Source organism: Bradyrhizobium sp. CCBAU 11386 (assembly GCF_028128955.1).
Classification (GTDB): Bacteria; Pseudomonadota; Alphaproteobacteria; order Rhizobiales; family Xanthobacteraceae; genus Bradyrhizobium.
Map to the genome: position 1 here is coordinate 80,696 of NZ_LBKA01000253.1, position 18,917 is coordinate 99,612.

Sequence of the window (18,917 nt, forward strand, 5' to 3'; positions counted from 1 at the left end):
ACTCGTGGCGCCACAGCCACGCTCGCCCAAAAACAAGGAACTCCGAAAATGACCCGTATCAATCTCGGCCCGAATGACCGCGTCTCCGACAGCCATGGCGAATACCGCTTGGTGACCTCCGATCGGAATGGGTACGTCCTGGCGCGCATCGGCGCCGCGTCGACGACGCTCAATCAAACACTCACGCATCAGCAGCTCAAGGATGCTCTTAAAGCCAACATGATCCGCGTCGACCGCGGATGGTTCCAAGAGGGACGCGCTCGCGCCCGGCTGATGGCGGGCGTTTCGAGCCTGTCTGAGCTCCCCCTCAGGGAGGCTAACGAATTGCTTCGCGAGCAGTTCTACTGCGACGAATTCTTGAGGCGGGAGGCAAGAGATCCGCAAGTCAAGCGCACCGACGAGAGCATCAAACGGACCCTTCAAGTCATCGACGCCGAGCGGCCGACAGAGGGGCAGCGCTGTGACCGCATGCTAGTAACCAAGCCCAGGCCATCAGCTCGCACGTTCCGCCGCTGGCTTAGGAAGTATGAAGACGGCGCCTTCGACGTCCTTGCTCTCCGCGGCAACCATCGCGACTCGGGCAATCGCATGTCGCCGGTCCACCCCGAGGCTGAGCACGTCATGCACAAGTTCGTCGTGGGCTACTGCGATGAGCGGCGCAAGACAAAGAGAGCGCTGTATGGCGAAATGCGAGCCGAATTCGAGACGATCAACGAAGAGCGAAAGGCGCGCGGCCTGGAGCCCCTGAGCTGTCCGGCGAAGTCGACGCTCTCTTCGCGGATCGACGACCTGAACGCCTTTGAGGTGTACGCCAGCAGGTACGGCATCGCAAGAGCGCGGGCGAAATTCGCCATCGTGGGCAGCGGCCTCGATGTGGCCCGCCCTCTTCAGCATGTTCAAATTGATGAGTGGCATGTGCAGCTTCAAACGGTAGCCGACAAGCTCGGAATCGGCGACATCCTGACCGAAGCCGATCGAAAGGCGCTCCAGAAGGAGCGGCTCTACTACTCCGCGGTCGTTGACGTCGCGACCCGTTGTGCCCTCGCAATAGGTTTCGCGCGAAAGAACAACCGCGACGAAACCGCCATCAACACGCTCGCGATGGTCGGCATGGACAAGTCAGCAATTGCGAAGGCGGCAGGCTGTCTTTCGGACTGGCCGATGTCCGGCGCGTTTGGCCTGATCTCCCCGGATGCCGGATCCGCCTACATCAGCGAACGATTCCGGGCGTGCGTCGCGGACCTCAAGGCCGTGTACGAGAACGCCCCGGCGGGTCTGTCCCACCTCCGCGGCCACATTGAGCGATCTCTGGGATCGACCCATACGATGTTGATGGGCAATTTCCCAGGTCGCAGCTTCTCTAACGTCGTCGACTTGGCGGAATATAAAGCCGAAGAGCGGGCTGCAGTCTTCTCCGAGCTCGTTCCGAAGATCTTCACCCGGTTCATCGTCGATTGGTACCACCACACCCCGCATGCTGGGCTCGCCGGCGAAACCCCTTATCAGGCCTGGGAACGCCTCACAGAAAAGTATGGCGTCGATGCGCCCCCGAACGGTCACCAAAGGCGTGAGATATTTGGCGTAGACCTGGAGCGGAGCCTGGACACGCGCGGCGTCTGCGTCGCTGGCGTCTACTACCAGTCCCCGGAGCTCCAGGAGTGGCGCAGACAGGTCGGCGATACCAAGGTACGTCTCCGGTTCGATCACTTTGATCTCGGCCACGTCTCCGTGTGGATCGGCAAGCGCTGGATGACTGTTCCGTCAGTCCGCGAGATGTTCCGTGGTCTCAGCCTGGAGACTTGGCTGGAGAGCGTCAGAGATCTCCGTCGTCGTCACGCGAAAAATGCCAAGCTGACCGAGCACATCGTGTTCGCCGCGATCCGGGCCATCAGCCAGATGGCTGATGACGCGATGCGACGCGTCAGCATCGACCTTACGCGCCCGACGGCGGAATCGCTCAGGCACGAAGAAAACAACCTCTTGCTTGGCTTCGAGATTGTCGACGAGGGCGCTCTCGGAGATCAGCCATTCCAGCCGAAGGCAGACATCCTCGACGGAGCGGTCCCGGTCGGTAGCGCAAGACCGCCCGCAACGTCGCCGGCGCCGCCACACCGGACCGCGGATGACGGCGACTACGGTCTTGAGGACTGATTTCTCCGGCTCGCGTTCGCGGCGCTGATTGCCGCAAGACCTCCCTCCAATCTGAAAGGTTTCTACCATGCCCAACGCCTCCATTTTGAATCCCAACGCCCACCCGACTGGTCGCGGACTTATCGTCGTCGGCAGCCGCGCTCAAGCCGATGCCGCCATCGAACGTGCCATTGAAAGTGCGGCTTTCCCAAGGTGCATCGTACTAAGAGTGCATGTCCCCGCTCCCGGCACTGTCCGATCCCTTCTCCGCTCCATCTGTCAACTGACCGGCTTCCGGACAAACATCAACAAACCGCTGTCTTGGATGACGGAACACGTACTCGCCGTACTCCGAAACGAGGAGATCAGCATACTTCATGTCGTCGGCCTAGAGCCGGAGGCCGCTAGTCAGTCTCACATTGACACGGACCATTGCTACGAATTCTTGTGCGTTGTCATGCGACGGGGTGTCAACGTGATCGTCAATGCGCCGCACGTTCCATCTCCGCTTACGCGATCGGCCGGTCTACGCCGCTATTTTTACTTCCTCACGGCTTGCGACGTCGCCGCCGGAGAGGCGCAGCACGTGTTCCGGCGCATGCGGGTGGACCGATGAGCGACTCGTTTCCGGATCCGGTGGCGGCCCTGCATGCCAGCATGGCCGCCGACAGCAGCTTCAACGTCATGGAGCGCATCAGGTCGCAGTACGCCAAGTCTCCGCGCGACAAGATGTTGGCAGAGGCCGTCGACGCCCTCCTGGAGGCTGCAGTGCAGCGCGCGGACCCGGGGTCTCCGCCAGGGTTCAACAATCGGGCTCGCGGGTCCGGATTAGTCTTGCTCGGACCAACAGGGGTCGGCAAGAGCCGAGCGTTGGAGAGATACTTCAAGAAGCACCCGATCTTGCGGGGCTACGATGATCCAACGTCAGCCTCACCGCTCCTCAGCGTGGCCGCGCCTAGTCCGTGCACAAGCATGCAGCTCGCACGCATGATCTTGCGCGATAGCGGCTATCCTATCGAGCGCGATTTGCCGGCGCACCGCTTGTGGGAAATGGTTTGGGAGCGCATGGACCTGCTCAAGCGGTTCATTCTTCACATTGATGAATTGCAGCACGTTACGCAGCACATGAGCGAGAAAGACAGACAGGAAGTGGCGAACCTACTCAAGCATGGGATGTATGGCCGTCGCATCTCGCTCATCGTGTCAGGCGTGAATGCACTAGTCCCCTTCCTCGAGTTCGACCCCCAGCTCCTGCGGCGTCTGACCATTAAGCATTTCAAACCGCTCGATGCGGAGACGATTCCTGACCTCAGGCGCGCGGTGGAAGACTATGCGAGCGCCGCCGGCCTCGTCCTTGACACGCAAGATCAGACCGAGCGCCCAGACTTCTACGCGCGGCTCGCCCACGCGGGTCTCCACGCGTTCGGCTACTCGATCGTGCTGACGCAACTGGCGATCGACCATGCCCTCAAGCTCGGTACCCAAGAGCTCAATCGCGAACACTTCATAACCATCTTCGCGGAAAAGTCCGGTTTCACGCTCGATCGAAACGTATTTCGCGCCGACCGATGGCACGAAATCGATTGCAACATCCTGTTTCCGAAGAAGGAAGTCCCACCTCCGCCCGCTCCCGCAAGCAGAAGGAAAAAGTGATGAACGAACTCAAACCGTTGGCTCTGCGGGTTCCGCATCAGCCCGACGAACCGCCACCCTATTATGCGGCACGCCTCGCTGCCCGGAACAACCGGCCAGCCAGGATGTTCGCGCGCGACTTAGGTTTGGAGCTCCAGCGCCTCGCTGATGGCCATGAAGCAGACGTGCGCAAGCTTGCAGATCTCAGTGGTGCCAACTATCAAGCCCTGATGAGCTGCGCTTTCCGCAAGAGTGAAGGCAAGTTTGAGCTGAAAGGGCAGGAACTGAGAAAGGCAGGCCTTCGCAGAGTGAGAGCGCAAATCTGCCCGAAATGTCTGCAGGAGGACATCGATAGCTCGGACCTTCCACCCCATCTCGCGATCCACGGCAGAGCCAATTGGCTGCTTTCTGCAATCCAGACCTGCCCGGCGCATGAGATCGCCCTTGTAGAGGTTGCGCGCAACATTCCGATCCACGATGCGCATGATTGGACTGCGAACATCGCGCCTGTCGTGCCGCGACTGCCAGAGCTTGCAAACTCTGCTGCATGCCGGCCTCCCTCGGCTTTGGAAGGATATCTTCTCGACCGGCTACAAGGACTTGCGAAATCCTCCTGGCTGGACGAATTTCCGTTCTTCGCGGCTGTGCACGTCACTGAATTGATCGGAGCTGTCGCCGCTTTCGGAACACGCGTCAATTTCGACATCCTGAATGAAGATCAGCGATACGAGGCTAGGCATGCAGGCGCCAAACTCGCGCATCCCAGCCCCGATGAACTGCTAAAACTTATGGACAATCTCATGAAGGAGCACCTCTCGAAAGATACCGGCTCCACCAAAAGTCCAGCAGCCATATTCGGAAAGTTGTATACGACGCCAGCCCAAGGTCTGCCCGATCCAGCTTTCGATCCGCTTCGGACGGTCATGGGGGCGTTCATTTTGAAGAGGTTCGCACTCGGGCCCGGCGATAGGCTGTTCGGTCAGCCCGTCACCGAGCGGCGGCTCCACTCAATCCGTTCCGCAAGCCTCGAATACAAACTTCACCCAAAGAGGCTCCGGAAGATCCTTCTAGCGGAAGGCCTCATTTCGACTCCAAAAGGGCGAGATCGAGACGTCGATTTCGCTGTGCAGCATGCCGAAAGAATATTCAGACGTGAGCACGATTCCCTGGCCATGCATGAAGTCGCTCGCTATCTGAGCGCTACCCGCGCGCAGACCGAGGCGCTTCTCAGCGCTGGCGTCCTTAAACGCCACAAAGCCGTCGGCGGAATGAAGGAGTACGTCCTCCGCCCAGAACTCGACCACTTTCTGTCCCGCCTGCTGTCCCGTGCGGTTGCCGTTAAAGTGAAACCTGATCGGGCGGTCGGAATCGCCGAAGCGCGCAGATGTGCGCGCTGCACGACAGTCGAAATCGTGCGAGGAATCCTGGATGGTAAGTTGGCCTGGGTCGGCAGCTTGGCCGGCTTCGAGGGCCTCGCCTCGGTGCTTCTCGACATCAAGCAGGTCAAGGCCGCTACAAAGCTGGGGGACATGCCAGGCTTAACACCCGCTGTGGTTGGTCGTGAGATCCTGAAGACACACTCGATTAAACAGCTTATCAGGTCGGGCATCATCAAGACTGTCGACGCCGTCAATCCCTTGAATAGGCATCCGACAAAGATCATCGAGTTCGCCGAGATAGAACGGTTCCGGAAAGAATACGTTAGCCTATATCTCCTCGCCCAAGCGCAAGGGCAGTGCATGGCAACTTTCAAAAAAGCACTCCGTGCGAAGGGGATTTCTCCAGTCGCTTTTGACGGCGTAGAAGCGACTTTCTATCGCCGTGCGGATGTCGAGCTGATGATCGCGCCAAAGCCTTCAACTCGAGGGAGTACCGCGTACGATACCATAAAATAACCGGTAGTGTCGCGACAATGCTGCACCAGAGCTCCCTTCGGGGAGCTCTTTTTTTGCCATACATCACCGTGACCATCATCGCGAATGGTCAAGGTAAGCCGCTCCTGATGGCCATGAATCGGCTCATGCGAATTGGGAAACGCAACAAATACAGGTGTTTTTACATTTTCGATGGACAACTTTTAGAGTGCCTCACATCGCGACGACAGCGAACGTCATGCCCGGGCTTGTCCCGGCAGTTACAATGGGCGGCCGAGAGGCCGCCCATTTGTTAACGAATAGCGTTCCCGAGTAGACCCGGCTTGCCGGTCACTGTCGAGCTTAGACAAAGTCGGAGATCCCTTGCCCAACCCAGATAGAATGACGTTCCACCTACGAAGTAGTGGCGGAAACTATGGAGGAGCAGAGTGGATTGCCGCCGATGGTGTAATCACCTCTGAAACGGCGCGCGATCTCGAGAATTTCTTGAAAGGCCACGGCTACAATGAGAATCCAGGTGGCTGGAGCGTCCGGTTCAACTCGCCCGGCGGAGATTTAGCCGGAGGCATCCAACTCGGGAATGCTATTCGGAGGATGAAACTCGATACCGAGGTTGGAAGTACAGAGCCCGACGGGCACGTTTGGAAGCGAGCGCTAGGACGTTGTGCCTCGGCAGCATCATTTGCGTTTCTCGGGGGGATAACCCGAAGCGTTGACGCTGGCGAACTCGGAGTACACCAATTCTATCACGAGATTTCTCTAAGAGATCCCGCCGCAAAGATTTTCAGCTCTCTCGACTTCTCAAATCAGCAATTGGTATCAGCGTTGCTTATCGACTACGCGTTCCAAATGGGGGTCGATCCTAGATTCGTATCTATGGCCGCCGGTACGCCGCCTAACGAAATGCTGTTTCTCGGTGACCGCGAACTCAATGAACTGAATGTGCGATGGTTTCCAAAGGAACTTGGGGGCTGGCTCATCGAACCAAGCGGAACTGGCGTGATTGCAGTTACTACAAGCAAGGACGCCACCCGAACGGTTACATTTGCATACTTGGGGGGCCACCACTCAAGATTGACGGTTGAAGACCGAGCCTCTGATATCGAACCGTCATGGTTGAACAGTGCGCTAGATGCTGTCGAAGGAGTAGTTGCGTTCGATCGGCGTCTTCCGAAGGATGCACTCAAGGCCAGCGTTCTAAATAACGTCCTGAAAGTCGAATTTGCGCTTCCGGATGTCGATGGCAAAACAATAGCGGCATCTCGATGGTCCGGCGTCACCGTTAATGGTCCCCGCTATATGTGGGGAGCATTTACCTATGAAATACCCAGAGAGAACGCTGAGAGAGCAATTGGCGTTAGCATGAGAAATCCGATGTAGCTGCTTGGGCCTGAAATACCACGCCTTCGAATCACAAATTCTCGCTTCCCGTCTCCGTCCATTGATAGCCAACCGGACCAAAGCGGACATCGTATTCTACACGGGCTAGTATCAACCGATTGATGCTCTTGATTTCCACCTTTTCCTCGCTAAGTGGACGCCCAAAAATCGCGATGTTTGGAACTATTTTCGCCTTCTCGCGATCAGAAAATTTTGGAATTCGCCTATGCGAAATCCCTGTCAGGGTTTCAAATGGTATCCCCCCTGAACGGAGCATGCTGAAGTAGGAGGGATAAAGCACCCCATCGAATCCTACCCGTTGCGCAGCAAGAGCAACTTCTCGAGCGATCTGATAAGAATGTTTGCCAGCAAGAAAGAGCATGTGAACAGCCATATCGAGGCTCTTGAATTCGGTTGCGTGCTCCTCGACGAGCAACTCTGTCAGATCTAGTAGTTTCAGATCTTTCTTGGGCGCCAGCGTAGCCACGAATAGATCATCGTCTGCGGTCACACGACATTCGTGTATACACACTTGAAGGTCCTGCGACCCGTACATAACCCGGAGGTCTAGGGAATCAAGCCTTCCGGGATTGTCAGACGGCTTGGGTGGGCTATCGTATTCACCAGCGTTTTCGGGGACCGACGGTGCGACGCGGATACGATAAAATAGGTTGTCCGGCTTCAACGTCTTGGTGGGATACTCCTTCAATATTCTCTCAAGCACGCCCTTCCGTGTCTCTTCGCTTTCGAGAGCCTTGAGCGGTTCTACTTCTCCAACCATCCATAGACGGGGACCGTAATAGAAAAAGCCGACTTTGATCGTTCGCTCGATGAGACGAAGGTCAGCCTCGAACCACTTGGAGAGGTTGATGTCTGTAGTCTGCGTATGATTGAACTGCACAATTGGTGCAGCACCGTAATCGCATCTGTAGAAGGTACCGAGTACAAAGAAGCGATGCGCAAGCGTGGCTATCAGCTTGTTATCTAGCTTACGCCCCGATGCAAAGCCGCAATTCGCGCAGACGGATTGATCCGCGATTCCTATCTGTTCAGCATCAAGCCTGAGCCCCTGGCTCTCGAAGCAACAGGAACAGAGCGGGTATTTTGGTCCACTTCCTCGAAAAAGCTTGGAAACGGAAGTGCGTATCGCGGCCCCCGTCTTATCCGACTTGAAGAAAGGGATATAATTTCCCATGCAGCCCCCGATGAACTATCCTCAAATTGGGAAATGGACATTTAGCACGCTCTGCGCGAAGCGAAATTGTCTTCGATCTTAACCGGATATCGCTTCGAGCATGGTTTCGCGCGCAGGACGGTCAAGACCCGGCCGGATGGCCTTGCCGATGCCCGGCAAAATCTCACCACATGGCCGCCACGCAAGCGACAACCCCCAATCGCGATTTCAGCGCAAACACGACGGAGGCTTGCGGTTTCAGCGATATTCAGGAGCCATTTGCAATGTTGAGTGCGATCGAGAATAAGCCAACGGGAAAATCCGGCCGGCGCGGCGGGAAGAAGAAGGCCGGGCAACGAACCGCGGCCGGCGAGCAACACGCAACTGCGGCCCATCAATTGCCGGATGCCTCGGCGGAGGTCAGCCAAGAGATAAGGCAAGAGACGAGCCGAGAGATAAGTGCGCAGGTACCCTCGGCTGCAGCCTTGCCGGGCGAGGCTTCCGGGATGGAGATCGCTGCAAGCGCGCCCGTCGCACCGGTGGAACCGTCCCAGGCCAGCACGCAGGCGATTGCCGATGCCTATAGCGACTACACGAGGACGTCGCTTGAGCACGCCTGGACCTTCCTGGGAAAGCTCGCGGCGGCGCGCTCACCTGTCGAGGCCTTTGAGCTTCAGATGGAGTACGCGAAACAGGTGTGCGAATCGTTGATCGCTGAATCCCAGAAGATCGCCGAGTTGCATGAACAATTGACCAGACAAAGGGTCATGCATTTTGAGGCGTTCGTAGCCAGGCTCACCCAGACGACGCTCGAAATCCGCGCGACACGTCACTAACGACAGCAGCGTATTCCTGATTACGGTGACAGTGCACTTAACCAGCCTACCAATGTAGATTGAATGCACTGTCACCGCCACCAAGCCCGGCTCAACCGGTTACTCGGTGGCCGCTGCGCCAAGACCGGCTAGTAGCAAGGGGGGTAAGGTTCGTAGCCGCAGCGGCGATAGCCTCCGTAGGCGCCGTAAGCCCCGTAAGCAGCAGCACCAACCGCAGCAGCTCCGACGCCCACGGCAACTCCACGGCGCACGGCTGCACCACGATAGACGCCACCGCGATAGACACCGCCGTGATAAACACCCGCGCGACCAACCCCAACGCCTCTTCGATAAGCGAAGGCATCAGTCGAAACAGTCACGATGCAGGCGATGCCAATGATGGCGGATGCGGTAAGTGAAGCGATGGTTCGGCGCGACATGACCACTCTCCTTCCTGGACTGGAACGGTTCGTCAGCGTAATTCGCCAATGCGCGGGTTTGTTGATGTAGAACAATGCGGGCCCTGCGATCTCGCTGCCGAGTTCATGACGGGACAGTGAAGCTGTCACGCTTACCTACATAGGCGTCAGCGGGAGCCACACCGATTTCGGCTATGTACCTGACGTGCGCGACGCAAGGCTCAACCCCGTACTACCCGCTCCCCACAAGACCCATGCCAAGAAAAAGCAAGCCCCTCCTCCCCCGCCTTCGCAGCGTCCGGCGGGGCGCTCGGTGGGTACGAAGGACGTTCGCGCGAGCACCGCGGATGGTTCGGATCGCCGCCGGCATGGCGATCCTGCTTGTAGCCGTCGCCCTCCTGAACATCGCCTACCACGTAATCCGCAAGCCGACCGAGCTGTTCGTCCTTGTCGGCAACGCCCTCGACAAGGACCCCGCCGAGACCTGGCGGCAATACGGGCCGCTGTTCCGCAAGCACTCCACCGCGACGATCACGCCGGAATTGCTGGCCGCGCTGGCGCAGGTCGAGAGTTCGGGGAATCCTGTCGCGCGCACCTATTGGCGCTGGCGATGGAGCTTCAATCCGCTCGCGATCTACCGGCCCGCCTCCAGCGCCGTCGGCCTCTTCCAGATGACCGATCCGGCCTACACTGAAGCCGCGCGGTTCTGTGTCCGCGGCAATGCGGTCACGGAGAGCGGCTGCGGGTTGACCTTCCTCTACATCCGCGCGATCCCGAGCCACGCCATCGAGCTGGCGTCGGTGTATCTGGATCGCCAGGTGGCCATGGTTCTCGGCCTCGCGGGCGATGTGAAGGCCAGCGCGCAGCAGAAGCAGGATCTGGCCGCCTTCATCCATCTCTGCGGCGCAGGTCCCGCCACGGCCTATGCGCGGCGCAAGTTTCAGATGATATCAGGGGAGCGCTGCGGCGATCATCTCGTCGCGGGCTATGTCGCCAGGGTCAACGCGATGAAGCGGCAGTTTCTGCGGCTGGCGGCGGGTGTCGGCGATTAGTCCGTAGGGTGGGTTAGCCCTGCAGATGCGCGAAGCGCGCCTGCTGGCGTAACCCACCACCTCTCCACACGCCGAGATCAAAGTGGTGGGTTACGCTTCGCGAACTGCGCCTCGCGCAGTCGCTACGCTAACCCACCCTACACACCGATCAATGCCGCGTCGGGTGGCCTTCACCACCAGTATGGCCACCGCCAGCCCTCATAGCGAACATATGACGGCACCAGCGGCGGACCGTAGGGATCGACCCGGTCGTCTTCAGGGCGATAGCGATAGCGGGGAACAATATTGTAGTCCCACGGCGTTGGCCTCAGCACCGGTGCCGTGACGACAAGCCTCTCCTGTGGTGCACGGACGACTTGCGCCTTCCGCGGCCGGGCTTCAGCACCTGATATCCCGAGGTTGCACAGCACCAGCGCCGTTCCGAGAGCGCACGCGAGCGTCATTTTCTTCATGCGTTGGGCCTCCTTGCGAAGAGAGTGCAAAAGGACTCAAGGCAAGGCAAGCTAATTCGCTCCCGAGTTGCATGAATGACGCTCTCGGCCCTGGCGGACTTCGGCTGCCGCTCACAACACCTGAACAGGTCGATTTCGCAACCTGCAGCGCCTGGCAGGTTACGAAACCAACCGCGCTCCACCGCCAGCCCGACCAGCGCAGCCGGACTTGTCTCGCCGAAGCTCGGCCCAGCGCGCGAAGGCGGACTTGTCCCGCCGAAGCTCAACGAGCGAAGGCGGAAGCGATACCCATCATTCGGCATGACGGGTTTCGCCCGGGGCCAACCTATCCCACGTTCGACGTGCCGTTGGGTCCCGTCAGTGCCTGGACTTCAGTCCCCTCTGGACTTCAGTACCTTGTGCCCGAGCCGGTGGTTGGCTTTGTGCTCGTGCCGGTAGTTGGCCTCGTGCTCGCGCCGGTCGTCTGACCTGGAGCGACGTTCGACGCGCCGGGGGTGGTGGTCTTCGAGGCCTTCGCGTGGCGCATCGCGTGATGCTTCTTATGTCCAGGAGCGTAGCTGGAAGCGCCCGGCTCGCCTTTCTTGGAACCCATTTGCTGCATCTCCTGACCTGGCGCCTTGCTCGACACACCCTGAGCAAACACGGCTGGTGCTGTCGCCAAGAGAGCGGCAGCAGAGAGCGCAATGATCTTTGTCTTCATGTCGTCCTCCTCTCGATATGCCCTCCAATGCAACGAAATGAGCCAACGCCCGTTCCCCTGAACGATCGTTCATAGTGAGAGCGGCCCTGCTCAACCGATCCCCTTTCGCCGCCGCAACGGGATGATGGGTCTTTCGAAGCGGATCATGCCGCGAGACAAAACCGGATCACGAGGGTTCTATCAGCATCGGTGAACCGAGCTCTTCGAAATGAAAGAGCTGAAAGACCCGCTGGCCGTTGAAGTCGAGCACTCTCAGATCATCGGTCTCGTGCAGATTGCTTTCGACCGCGTGAAAGTGCCCGCCGTAGCGCTCCCTGGCGAGCGACAAGGGAACCTCGAACGCGACGAACTTGCCGATACCTTTTTGCCTGAGCACCCCAAGGAGCTTTTCGTCGTTCAGGGACTGGTGCGAGGTGAGAATGAGCAGCGGGCCACTCGCCGTGAGCAGCAGAAGCGATTTCATCGGATCCTCCTTTGCGCCCCGCCCTACCTGATTTTCGCCAGGCACTCCTTCAGGCGCTCCAGCTCCGTACGAACCTGCGCCTCCATGGCGTCTTGCAATGCGAGTATGCCCCTGCTGGACAATTCTGCGGAGGCCTTTTTGTCCAAATTCTGCTTCCAATCCCGGATGGCCTGCCTGGTCGCCCTTTGAGCCTCCGACGTCGTCTTAACGTACTCCTTCATGCAGGCGTCGGCCATTGAGCATGTCTGGCACTCCTGGGCGGCGGCCGGACTTGAAAGAAGCAGGGCGAGTAGCGCGGCAGGAACCCTCATGGCGCTTCCTCCCACGATAGCATAGCACGTCGCAGGGATGCCTGGGGGAGCAGCGCCCGGCTGTTTCAGCAGCCGTAGCCCGCCATAATTTCTCCTTCGCACGCGCGTTGTGTTGGACAAATGTGAGGCCTATCCTTCCGACGATCGGACTGCCGCACTCCCATTGACGCCCGACTGGATGGAGCGCGCATCGGTGCCTGAAGCGAACGACCCGAAGCCTGATACCCAAAAGCCTGATACCCACACGCCTGATGCCCACAAGCCGGGCGAGGTGCGCGCCGATGGCGGGCTGGCGCGGGCCTACGACCAGATCAAGAGCGCAGAGGAAGACCTGGCGCGGCTGGACCGGCTCGTTTCCGGAATGGAACGCGGCGGCGAGGCCCCGCGGACCTCGCAAGCCAGCGCAGGTGCGACGGCAGCCGAGCCTCCCAGGGACAAGGTGCCTTATAGCAAGGTTCGCGATCAAGGCCTGAGGGGAGATCGGACCATGCTGCGCGCTTTGGTTGGCCTCGTGCTGGCGATCGGCATTCTCGGTGCCGCCTTCGCTTCGCAATATCGCGATGAGGCCAAGTCGATCAGCAAGTCGATCATGGCGCGATGGGCTCCGCCGGCCAGTCAGCCCCCGCAAGCGTCCGCGGTTGCAAGTCCGGCGCAGCCGCCAGCACTGCACCTGGCTGCCGCGGATGAGCCAAGGCCGGTGCCCACACCGCCGCCCGGCAAGGAAGCGCAAAGCGCCCCAACACCTGGCGCTCCAGGTTCTGGCGCTCCAAGTCCTGCCGCTTCAACACCTGGCGCCACACCGCCTGACCAGTCATCGTCTGATCTTGCACAATCGCTCAAGACCATCACGAGCGAGCTTGCGAGCATCAACGGAAAGCTCGAGCAACTGAAAAGCCGCAACGAGCAGACGCTGCGCGAGCAGGCCGACACCATCCAACAGCTCAAGACGGCGCAGGAGAAGGATGCGGCGGACAATGCGCGCCTCACCGCGCAGGTCCAGGCGCTGCAAACGCAGCTGACGGCTTCATCCGCGCCTGCATCCGCGAAACCCGTCGTGCGGAGCGTGACGAACAACGATACGGCTGCGCCTGCCCGGCCGCACGTGCAAGCGGCCGCACCCCGGCGGCCCAGGCCGCCGCGAGGACCCTGGATGCCGCCGCCCTATATGGGCGACCCCTACGGGGATCCGGATTGGTAGCCGTTAGCGAGCTTGGATTTGAAGCCCGGCTCGCAGGATGGGGGGAGCGCAAGCGCTCAACCCATCCTGCGAACGACGTTCTACTCCCGCCTCACCGGACCTCGCACACCGACACCTTGGCTGCGATTCCGGTCAGCTCGTGCTCTTGCGTCGCAAGCTCCTGGTGGGGGGACTCGCCGACCGAGACGTCCTTCATTCGACGCTGGACCTCTTCGCAAGTCTTGCGGACGTCTTCCGTGAAGAGCGCGCATTCCTCGATGCGCTTGAAGATCTTCCGTCCCTCTTCACGATACCCCGCCGCCGTTTCGCGCATGAAGGCGATGGCATCATGGACCTGGGCTGTCAGCGCCTCGCATTTTTGCGCGGCGTCGATCAACTCGGCGCCCATGGCCTCGATCTCCTTCGCAGCGGACTCATAGTCGCGAACGACCGCCTCCGCACTGAGCGCGCCGACGCGCGTGACCCCCTCGGTGTGCTCGACGTAATCAGGAAGAGCAATTGAAGCGATCGAGCTTCCCGAGCGGACCGATGCAATGTCCGCCTCGAGTTGGACCAGGTTCACCCCTTCCCGTCTGCGCAATTGTTCAACACTTGCCATGATCGTCCCTCCCAATACATGACCCCGAACCCCAAACGGCGCCCAGTGTATTCCGTGGGTAAGCGGCGTCCTAACCCGATATGCCGTTGACAGCCTCAGCTCTGCCATTTTCTCCCAATTGCCGGCGCGGCACGCAGCGATGACGGATGTCATCAGCGCTCAACCTTCCCTGGAGGCCGATCCGCGCGGAAATCGGCGAGAGCAAAGGCAGCTCGATCCGGGTCTCGGGGACGGCGCGCTTCATGGATGCGTGAATGGGTCGAAGCGGGCTACGAGCCCTTAGCCGTCGCACCTGCCCATCGTGCCATCATACCCCTGTCTTGCCCGACGGGTCAAATTGGATTCGGTATTTCAGAACCCTTGAAATCCCTGGCGATTTCTACTGTGCATGGGGTTGTTTTCGCCATTTTTTGCCGGGCGTGCGCTCAATCGCCTCTCAGGCTCAGGATGTAGCTCGACAGCGCTTCCGCCTGATCGGGCGAAATCACCAGATTGGGCATGTTCTGGTGGCTGGTCCGCCAGAACACCTTGAGCGACAGCGCGGTGGTTCCGTGGCGGTCGGCGATGGCCTGGAAGCTCGGGGCCAGGTCGAAGAATCCGGCCATGTGCGGCTCGATGGCGTGGCACGTCTGGCACCACGCCTGCGCCAGGCGATATCCCTCCGCCACCGTGCGCGAGGCAGGCCTCGATGCCCCAGCGGCGGTGTGGACGACGCTGAAGAGAAACAGCACCGACAACGCGATCAGGAGGCCGAGGCCGATATAGATTCGAACGCTGCGCGACATGGTTTCACCTCGCCAATGCTGCGTGGCTTGAAAGCGTAGGCCGGCGCGAGCAGACCAGGTTGACCTGCATCAAGAAATCGGATCCCGGCAGAGCAACGCCGTCAGCAGACCACGAGGTCGGTGTGACCAAATCCCTTGGAATAGTCGAGCAGCGAGATCACGGTTGGGGTCAGCGCGATCAGGCGAACCTCGGATGGTTTTGGCACGGACAGACCGGTGGCCTTCTGTTCCGGATAGCGTGCCATCAGCAGGCCGATCGCCTTCTCGGCTTCGGCCGGATCGGTCAGGGTTCGCGACCCGCGCCGCCATGGACAGGCCGGTGATCTCCATCACCTGCGCCGGGTCGTCATCGATCGCAAGCGAGACCCGATCGTCCCGCGACAGGTTCTGCGCCTTCTGGCTGTCGATGCCGCACAGGAAATAGATGGTGAAGCCTTCGTTCGCGTAGCCGACGGTCGTCACCTGCGGCCAGCCGTCCGGCCGCAGCGTCGCGATCCGCATGGTGCGGTGCTGATCCAGCAAGGTCTGGATCTTTTGTCTGATCAGATCGTCCATCGCGCGCCTCCGCATATCTTCCTCGAAAAGGATAGCGAGCAGCTCGCGCGATGGGGTTGATGCATCTCAAGTCTCGACGGACGGCGTTGACCGAATGATGGACTGAAGCGATGCCCATCGCGGAGATGACGGACATCGCATACGCTTGGGCCGATTCCACGATCAGGAGACATCACCATGAACGGCAACCGCTATTACGGCGTCCGCGTCGAGGGCGCGAAATACGGCGTCGGCTTCGGCTCGGCGCTCGCCATCGCGATCTCCTATACCAACAACCATTCGATCCTGTGGGCGATCATCCACGGCATCCTGGGCTGGCTCTACGTCATCTTCGTCGCGCTGTTTCGGTGACATCGCACCGGCAGGCCACCGCCGGCCCGCGCAAGACCCAGCTTTCCCTTGCATTCCCCTGCTCTGCCCCTAGGGTGCGCCGCGCAACGCCACCCGAGACGAGACCTCCCATGCCCGACGCCATGAAATGCCCGAACTGCCAGTCGGAGCACGCCTATCAGGACCGCAATCTCTGGGTCTGCCCGGAATGCGCCCATGAATGGAGCGCTGCGGCCGGAGCGGCGGCGGATGCGCCGCAGGACGCGAGCGTGCGCGATGCCCATGGCAATGTGCTGACTGACGGCGACAGCGTCATCGTGATGAAGGACCTCAAGGTCAAGGGCTCGTCCTCGGTCGTCAAGGGCGGCACCAAGGTCCGCAACATCCGCCTCCAGGACGCCACCGACGGCCACAACATCGCCTGCAAGATCGACGGCATCGGCGCAATGAACTTGAAGTCGGAGTTCGTGAAGAAGGCGTAGCGCTATGCGCCCATCAACGCGTCATACCCCTCCGCGCTGAACGCCAGCAGACAAAACCCGTGCCCGAACGGATCAGCCAGCATCGCGATCCGCCCATACGGCGCATCGCGCGCGGGCGCTTCGAGCACGGCACCGGCGCGCAGCGCGCGCTCGACGGCGGCATCGACATCGTCAACGACGACGTCGACATGCAACGGCGTCCAGTGCCGGTCGTAGCGGCGGCGGTCGTCGCCGGCACCTCGCGTGCCCGCCTGCTTGGTCAGCAGATAAACCGGCGCCGGCCAGCCCAAGAGCTCGACGAAGTCGCTGCCGAAGCGGCGGCCGACCGTCAGACCGAACGCGGCGGTGTAGAAGACCGTGGCGGCGGCGACGTCGGGGACGTCGATGTTGAGGAGGAAGGTCATTGCGGGCTCGTCAAGTTGCGGCGTGCTCGGGAGCGTAGCCCGGATGGGGCGCAAGCGTAATCCGGGTTAGTGCCGCACATCCAGCCCCGGATTTCGCCAGCACTCCATCCGGGCTAGGCAGACGCGTTCACCGCTGCCGCTGCGCCAGATAAAACCCGCACAGCACCGTCACGAGGCCTGCCGTCTGCAGCATCGTCGGCGGCTCGCCGAGCAGCAGCCAGCCGGTGAGCAGCGTCAGCGCCGGCACGCAAGCGGGGAATACTGCGGCGCGCGCGACGCCGAGGCGCTGGACGGAAACGGCAAAGAGATAGAGCGCGGCGGGACCTGCGAGCACGCCCTGCGCCAGCGCCTGGATCGCATTCTCGCTCACGCCGATCGCAGCGACGCGGGCGGGCCCGCCGGTCAAGAGATAGACCGGCAGCAACAGCAGCGACAGCACGTTGATGACGAGCGCGGCCGAGACGGCGGAGACGCGCCAGTGACGCAGCAGCGCGCCAAAACCTGCGAACATCAATCCGGTCAGCACGAAGATCAGATCGCCCTGCACGCCGTCGGCGCCGATATGACCGATCGATTCGGCGCCGATCACGCCGAGGCCGCCGACGATGACGAAGGCACCGGCAAGGCGCGAGGCGGAGATGTTCTCCTTGAGGAACATTGCGGCGAGCAGCAGGCCGCCGAGCGTCGCGGAGGACGGCTGGATCACGCTGCCATGGCCGAGCGGCACGAACAGGAAGCCGGTGTAGGAGATCAGCGACATCACGGGCCCGCCAAGCACCATCAGCGCAAGACCCCTGCCCCAGCCGATACCGCAGAGATCGGAGATACCGGCGCGGGCTACCAGCGGCAGGAACACGATGCCCGACCAGACGTAGCGATGCACCAGCAGATCAACCGGCGTGAAGCCGACCTTCAGTCCGTGCCGCGTGCCGGCAAAGCCGAGCGCCCAGAACAGCGCCGCCGACAGGCCGCAGACGACGCCGAGAAGCGCCGGCGCCGCATCGTTCTTCTGAATGAGAGCGTCAGCGCCGCTCGTCCGCTGATCCATCGGCAAGCCTTATGTCAGCGCGCTCATCCACTCAACCCACGCCGCCGCAGGTCTGGCACGCGGCGGAGAGCCGAAGATTCCTGTAGCAACGCATCATGCTTCCTCGCCGAACACCATGCGCCATCCCTTGCGCGTGTCCATGTATTCCCGCACCTCGCGGATCCGATCCCCCGCCACCGCGAACACCAAGCAATAGTCGTTCTCGTACGGCTTGCCACCGGGGAGCGTGGCCCGCATCCGCTCCTCCACGATGACGACGTCGCCGTCGGCGTAGATGCCGCGGAAGGCGATATCGATGTTCGAAAACAGCCTGTGCATGTCCTGCGCGATGAAGCGCGCGATTTGCGCGCCCCGACCATGTGATCCGTGTGATCGAGCGCAACCGCGGTGGCGCGGAGACTCTCGTAGTCCGGCTATCAGAAAAACCCGGGGCTGAGATCGAGGCCGTAGGTCAGGCTCAGCACGAACACGAACAACGCGGCGGCCGCGAACAGCGCGAGATGCCTGAGAATGAACGCGCGCGGCGAGGTGCTGGCAACAATGACTTTTTGCGCGACGGGCATGAAACGGCCTCCAGTATGATTGCAGAACTGGCCGCTCAATATGCGGCGCGCGCATCAGGCGCCGCGATCTCCGAAACAAGTATTAAGGAGATCACACTCGTCTTGAACGGCCGTACACAATGAAGCCATCGCGCGATTCTTTTTCGTCGCCCGCTTCTCGATCCGCGCAAGCACGACGAAATCGCGCGGTTCCCGCGAGCAAAAGAAAAACCGCGCTCCTGTCAGGAACGCGGTTTCAATGTTTATGCAGGCGAAGCGGCACGGCGCCTGCGCGCCGTGCCTGCCGCGTGAAGCTTAGCGGGCGCTGCCCGTGGTCACGGTCGCAGTCTTCACCTTGCGCGGCGACAGAACGCTGGCCTGAAGCGCCGTCACGCTGGCGGCGGGCGCCGAGGCCCGCTGCTCGACCTGCGCGGCACCGAGCACGCGAACCTGCAACGGGGAGACCGGGAAACCGTTGGCCTCATAGGCCGGCAGCTCGGCGGCGAAGGTGGCAGTCGAGCCAGCAAGAGTGAGGGCGGCGATCGCGATCGACAGGGTCTTCTTGTTCATTGG

The 18,917-nt window shown here is 60.8% G+C and carries 23 protein-coding genes; 9 read left to right on the forward strand and 14 right to left on the reverse strand.

Going from position 1 to position 18,917, the window contains the following annotated elements; all coding sequences use genetic code 11:
- Window positions 1-48: 48 nt before the first annotated feature.
- From XI09_RS34830 to XI09_RS34845, 4 genes are all read left to right on the forward strand, one after another.
- Window positions 49-2,151: a Mu transposase C-terminal domain-containing protein gene (locus XI09_RS34830; RefSeq protein WP_271570908.1), complete on the forward strand. Its 2,103-nt coding sequence runs from the start codon at window positions 49-51 to the stop codon at window positions 2,149-2,151.
- A 591-nt stretch (window positions 2,152-2,742) separates the two neighbouring features.
- Window positions 2,743-3,783 (forward strand): TniB family NTP-binding protein, encoded by a 1,041-nt coding sequence (locus XI09_RS34835; RefSeq protein ID WP_271570909.1) that lies wholly within the window; start codon window positions 2,743-2,745, stop codon window positions 3,781-3,783.
- Complete coding sequence (locus tag XI09_RS34840) at window positions 3,783-5,657, forward strand: TniQ family protein (RefSeq protein WP_271570910.1); 1,875 nt, start codon at window positions 3,783-3,785, stop codon at window positions 5,655-5,657. Before XI09_RS34835 ends, XI09_RS34840 begins: the two co-directional genes overlap by 1 nt.
- A gap of 342 nt (window positions 5,658-5,999) precedes the next feature.
- The gene (locus tag XI09_RS34845) at window positions 6,000-7,016 is read left to right on the forward strand and encodes a hypothetical protein (RefSeq protein WP_271570911.1); all 1,017 of its coding nucleotides are present in this window, start codon (window positions 6,000-6,002) and stop codon (window positions 7,014-7,016) included.
- A 31-nt stretch (window positions 7,017-7,047) separates the two neighbouring features.
- Here the strand turns inward: XI09_RS34845 and XI09_RS34850 are convergent, their stop codons facing one another.
- Window positions 7,048-8,211 carry an RES family NAD+ phosphorylase gene (locus XI09_RS34850; protein ID WP_271570912.1) on the reverse strand — a complete coding sequence of 388 codons (1,164 nt, stop codon included), beginning with the start codon at window positions 8,209-8,211 and terminating at the stop codon, window positions 7,048-7,050.
- A gap of 170 nt (window positions 8,212-8,381) precedes the next feature.
- On the opposite strand from XI09_RS34850, the gene XI09_RS34855 reads away from it, so the two are divergent.
- The gene (locus XI09_RS34855; protein WP_271570913.1) at window positions 8,382-9,026 is read left to right on the forward strand and encodes a phasin family protein; all 645 of its coding nucleotides are present in this window, start codon (window positions 8,382-8,384) and stop codon (window positions 9,024-9,026) included.
- Window positions 9,027-9,154: 128 nt separating this feature from the next.
- Here the strand turns inward: XI09_RS34855 and XI09_RS34860 are convergent, their stop codons facing one another.
- Window positions 9,155-9,574, reverse strand: a complete 420-nt coding sequence (locus XI09_RS34860; RefSeq protein ID WP_271570914.1) for a hypothetical protein — start codon at window positions 9,572-9,574, stop codon at window positions 9,155-9,157.
- A 104-nt stretch (window positions 9,575-9,678) separates the two neighbouring features.
- Here XI09_RS34860 and XI09_RS34865 point away from each other — a divergent pair, with 104 nt between their 5' ends.
- Window positions 9,679-10,476 carry a transglycosylase SLT domain-containing protein gene (locus XI09_RS34865; RefSeq protein WP_271570915.1) on the forward strand — a complete coding sequence of 266 codons (798 nt, stop codon included), beginning with the start codon at window positions 9,679-9,681 and terminating at the stop codon, window positions 10,474-10,476.
- Between the two features lie 170 nt (window positions 10,477-10,646).
- Here XI09_RS34865 and XI09_RS34870 read toward each other — a convergent pair whose 3' ends face one another.
- From XI09_RS34870 to XI09_RS34885, 4 genes are all read right to left on the reverse strand, one after another.
- Complete coding sequence (locus tag XI09_RS34870; protein WP_271570916.1) at window positions 10,647-10,928, reverse strand: hypothetical protein; 282 nt, start codon at window positions 10,926-10,928, stop codon at window positions 10,647-10,649.
- A 388-nt stretch (window positions 10,929-11,316) separates the two neighbouring features.
- Window positions 11,317-11,628 carry a hypothetical protein gene (locus XI09_RS34875; RefSeq protein ID WP_271570917.1) on the reverse strand — a complete coding sequence of 104 codons (312 nt, stop codon included), beginning with the start codon at window positions 11,626-11,628 and terminating at the stop codon, window positions 11,317-11,319.
- 166 nt (window positions 11,629-11,794) lie between these two features.
- Window positions 11,795-12,091 carry a cytosolic protein gene (locus XI09_RS34880; protein ID WP_271570918.1) on the reverse strand — a complete coding sequence of 99 codons (297 nt, stop codon included), beginning with the start codon at window positions 12,089-12,091 and terminating at the stop codon, window positions 11,795-11,797.
- 23 nt (window positions 12,092-12,114) lie between these two features.
- Window positions 12,115-12,402 carry a hypothetical protein gene (locus XI09_RS34885; protein ID WP_271570919.1) on the reverse strand — a complete coding sequence of 96 codons (288 nt, stop codon included), beginning with the start codon at window positions 12,400-12,402 and terminating at the stop codon, window positions 12,115-12,117.
- Window positions 12,403-12,580: 178 nt separating this feature from the next.
- On the opposite strand from XI09_RS34885, the gene XI09_RS34890 reads away from it, so the two are divergent.
- Window positions 12,581-13,600, forward strand: a complete 1,020-nt coding sequence (locus XI09_RS34890; RefSeq protein ID WP_271570920.1) for a hypothetical protein — start codon at window positions 12,581-12,583, stop codon at window positions 13,598-13,600.
- 91 nt (window positions 13,601-13,691) lie between these two features.
- Here the strand turns inward: XI09_RS34890 and XI09_RS34895 are convergent, their stop codons facing one another.
- From XI09_RS34895 to XI09_RS34905, 3 genes are all read right to left on the reverse strand, one after another.
- Window positions 13,692-14,351: a hypothetical protein gene (locus XI09_RS34895; RefSeq protein WP_271570921.1), complete on the reverse strand. Its 660-nt coding sequence runs from the start codon at window positions 14,349-14,351 to the stop codon at window positions 13,692-13,694.
- A 272-nt stretch (window positions 14,352-14,623) separates the two neighbouring features.
- Window positions 14,624-14,983 (reverse strand): c-type cytochrome, encoded by a 360-nt coding sequence (locus XI09_RS34900; protein ID WP_271570922.1) that lies wholly within the window; start codon window positions 14,981-14,983, stop codon window positions 14,624-14,626.
- Between the two features lie 69 nt (window positions 14,984-15,052).
- Complete coding sequence (locus XI09_RS34905; protein ID WP_271570923.1) at window positions 15,053-15,538, reverse strand: pyridoxamine 5'-phosphate oxidase family protein; 486 nt, start codon at window positions 15,536-15,538, stop codon at window positions 15,053-15,055.
- Window positions 15,539-15,715: 177 nt separating this feature from the next.
- Between XI09_RS34905 and XI09_RS34910 the strand changes: the two genes are divergently transcribed.
- Together XI09_RS34910 and XI09_RS34915 are read left to right on the forward strand one after the other, a co-directional pair.
- Window positions 15,716-15,889, forward strand: coding sequence for a hypothetical protein (locus XI09_RS34910; protein WP_018644642.1), 174 nt, complete (start codon window positions 15,716-15,718; stop codon window positions 15,887-15,889).
- Between the two features lie 110 nt (window positions 15,890-15,999).
- The gene (locus XI09_RS34915; protein WP_271570924.1) at window positions 16,000-16,350 is read left to right on the forward strand and encodes a zinc ribbon domain-containing protein YjdM; all 351 of its coding nucleotides are present in this window, start codon (window positions 16,000-16,002) and stop codon (window positions 16,348-16,350) included.
- A 2-nt stretch (window positions 16,351-16,352) separates the two neighbouring features.
- Here XI09_RS34915 and XI09_RS34920 read toward each other — a convergent pair whose 3' ends face one another.
- The 5 genes from XI09_RS34920 to XI09_RS34940 form a co-directional block, all read right to left on the reverse strand.
- Window positions 16,353-16,754, reverse strand: coding sequence for a VOC family protein (locus XI09_RS34920; protein WP_271570925.1), 402 nt, complete (start codon window positions 16,752-16,754; stop codon window positions 16,353-16,355).
- 127 nt (window positions 16,755-16,881) lie between these two features.
- Window positions 16,882-17,802 carry a DMT family transporter gene (locus XI09_RS34925; protein ID WP_271570926.1) on the reverse strand — a complete coding sequence of 307 codons (921 nt, stop codon included), beginning with the start codon at window positions 17,800-17,802 and terminating at the stop codon, window positions 16,882-16,884.
- Between the two features lie 93 nt (window positions 17,803-17,895).
- Window positions 17,896-18,120: a nuclear transport factor 2 family protein gene (locus XI09_RS34930; RefSeq protein WP_271570927.1), complete on the reverse strand. Its 225-nt coding sequence runs from the start codon at window positions 18,118-18,120 to the stop codon at window positions 17,896-17,898.
- A 98-nt stretch (window positions 18,121-18,218) separates the two neighbouring features.
- A complete protein-coding gene (locus XI09_RS34935; RefSeq protein ID WP_271570928.1) occupies window positions 18,219-18,365 on the reverse strand; it encodes a hypothetical protein in 147 nt (48 codons plus the stop codon).
- A gap of 294 nt (window positions 18,366-18,659) precedes the next feature.
- The gene (locus tag XI09_RS34940) at window positions 18,660-18,914 is read right to left on the reverse strand and encodes a hypothetical protein (protein ID WP_271570929.1); all 255 of its coding nucleotides are present in this window, start codon (window positions 18,912-18,914) and stop codon (window positions 18,660-18,662) included.
- Window positions 18,915-18,917: the final 3 nt, after the last annotated feature.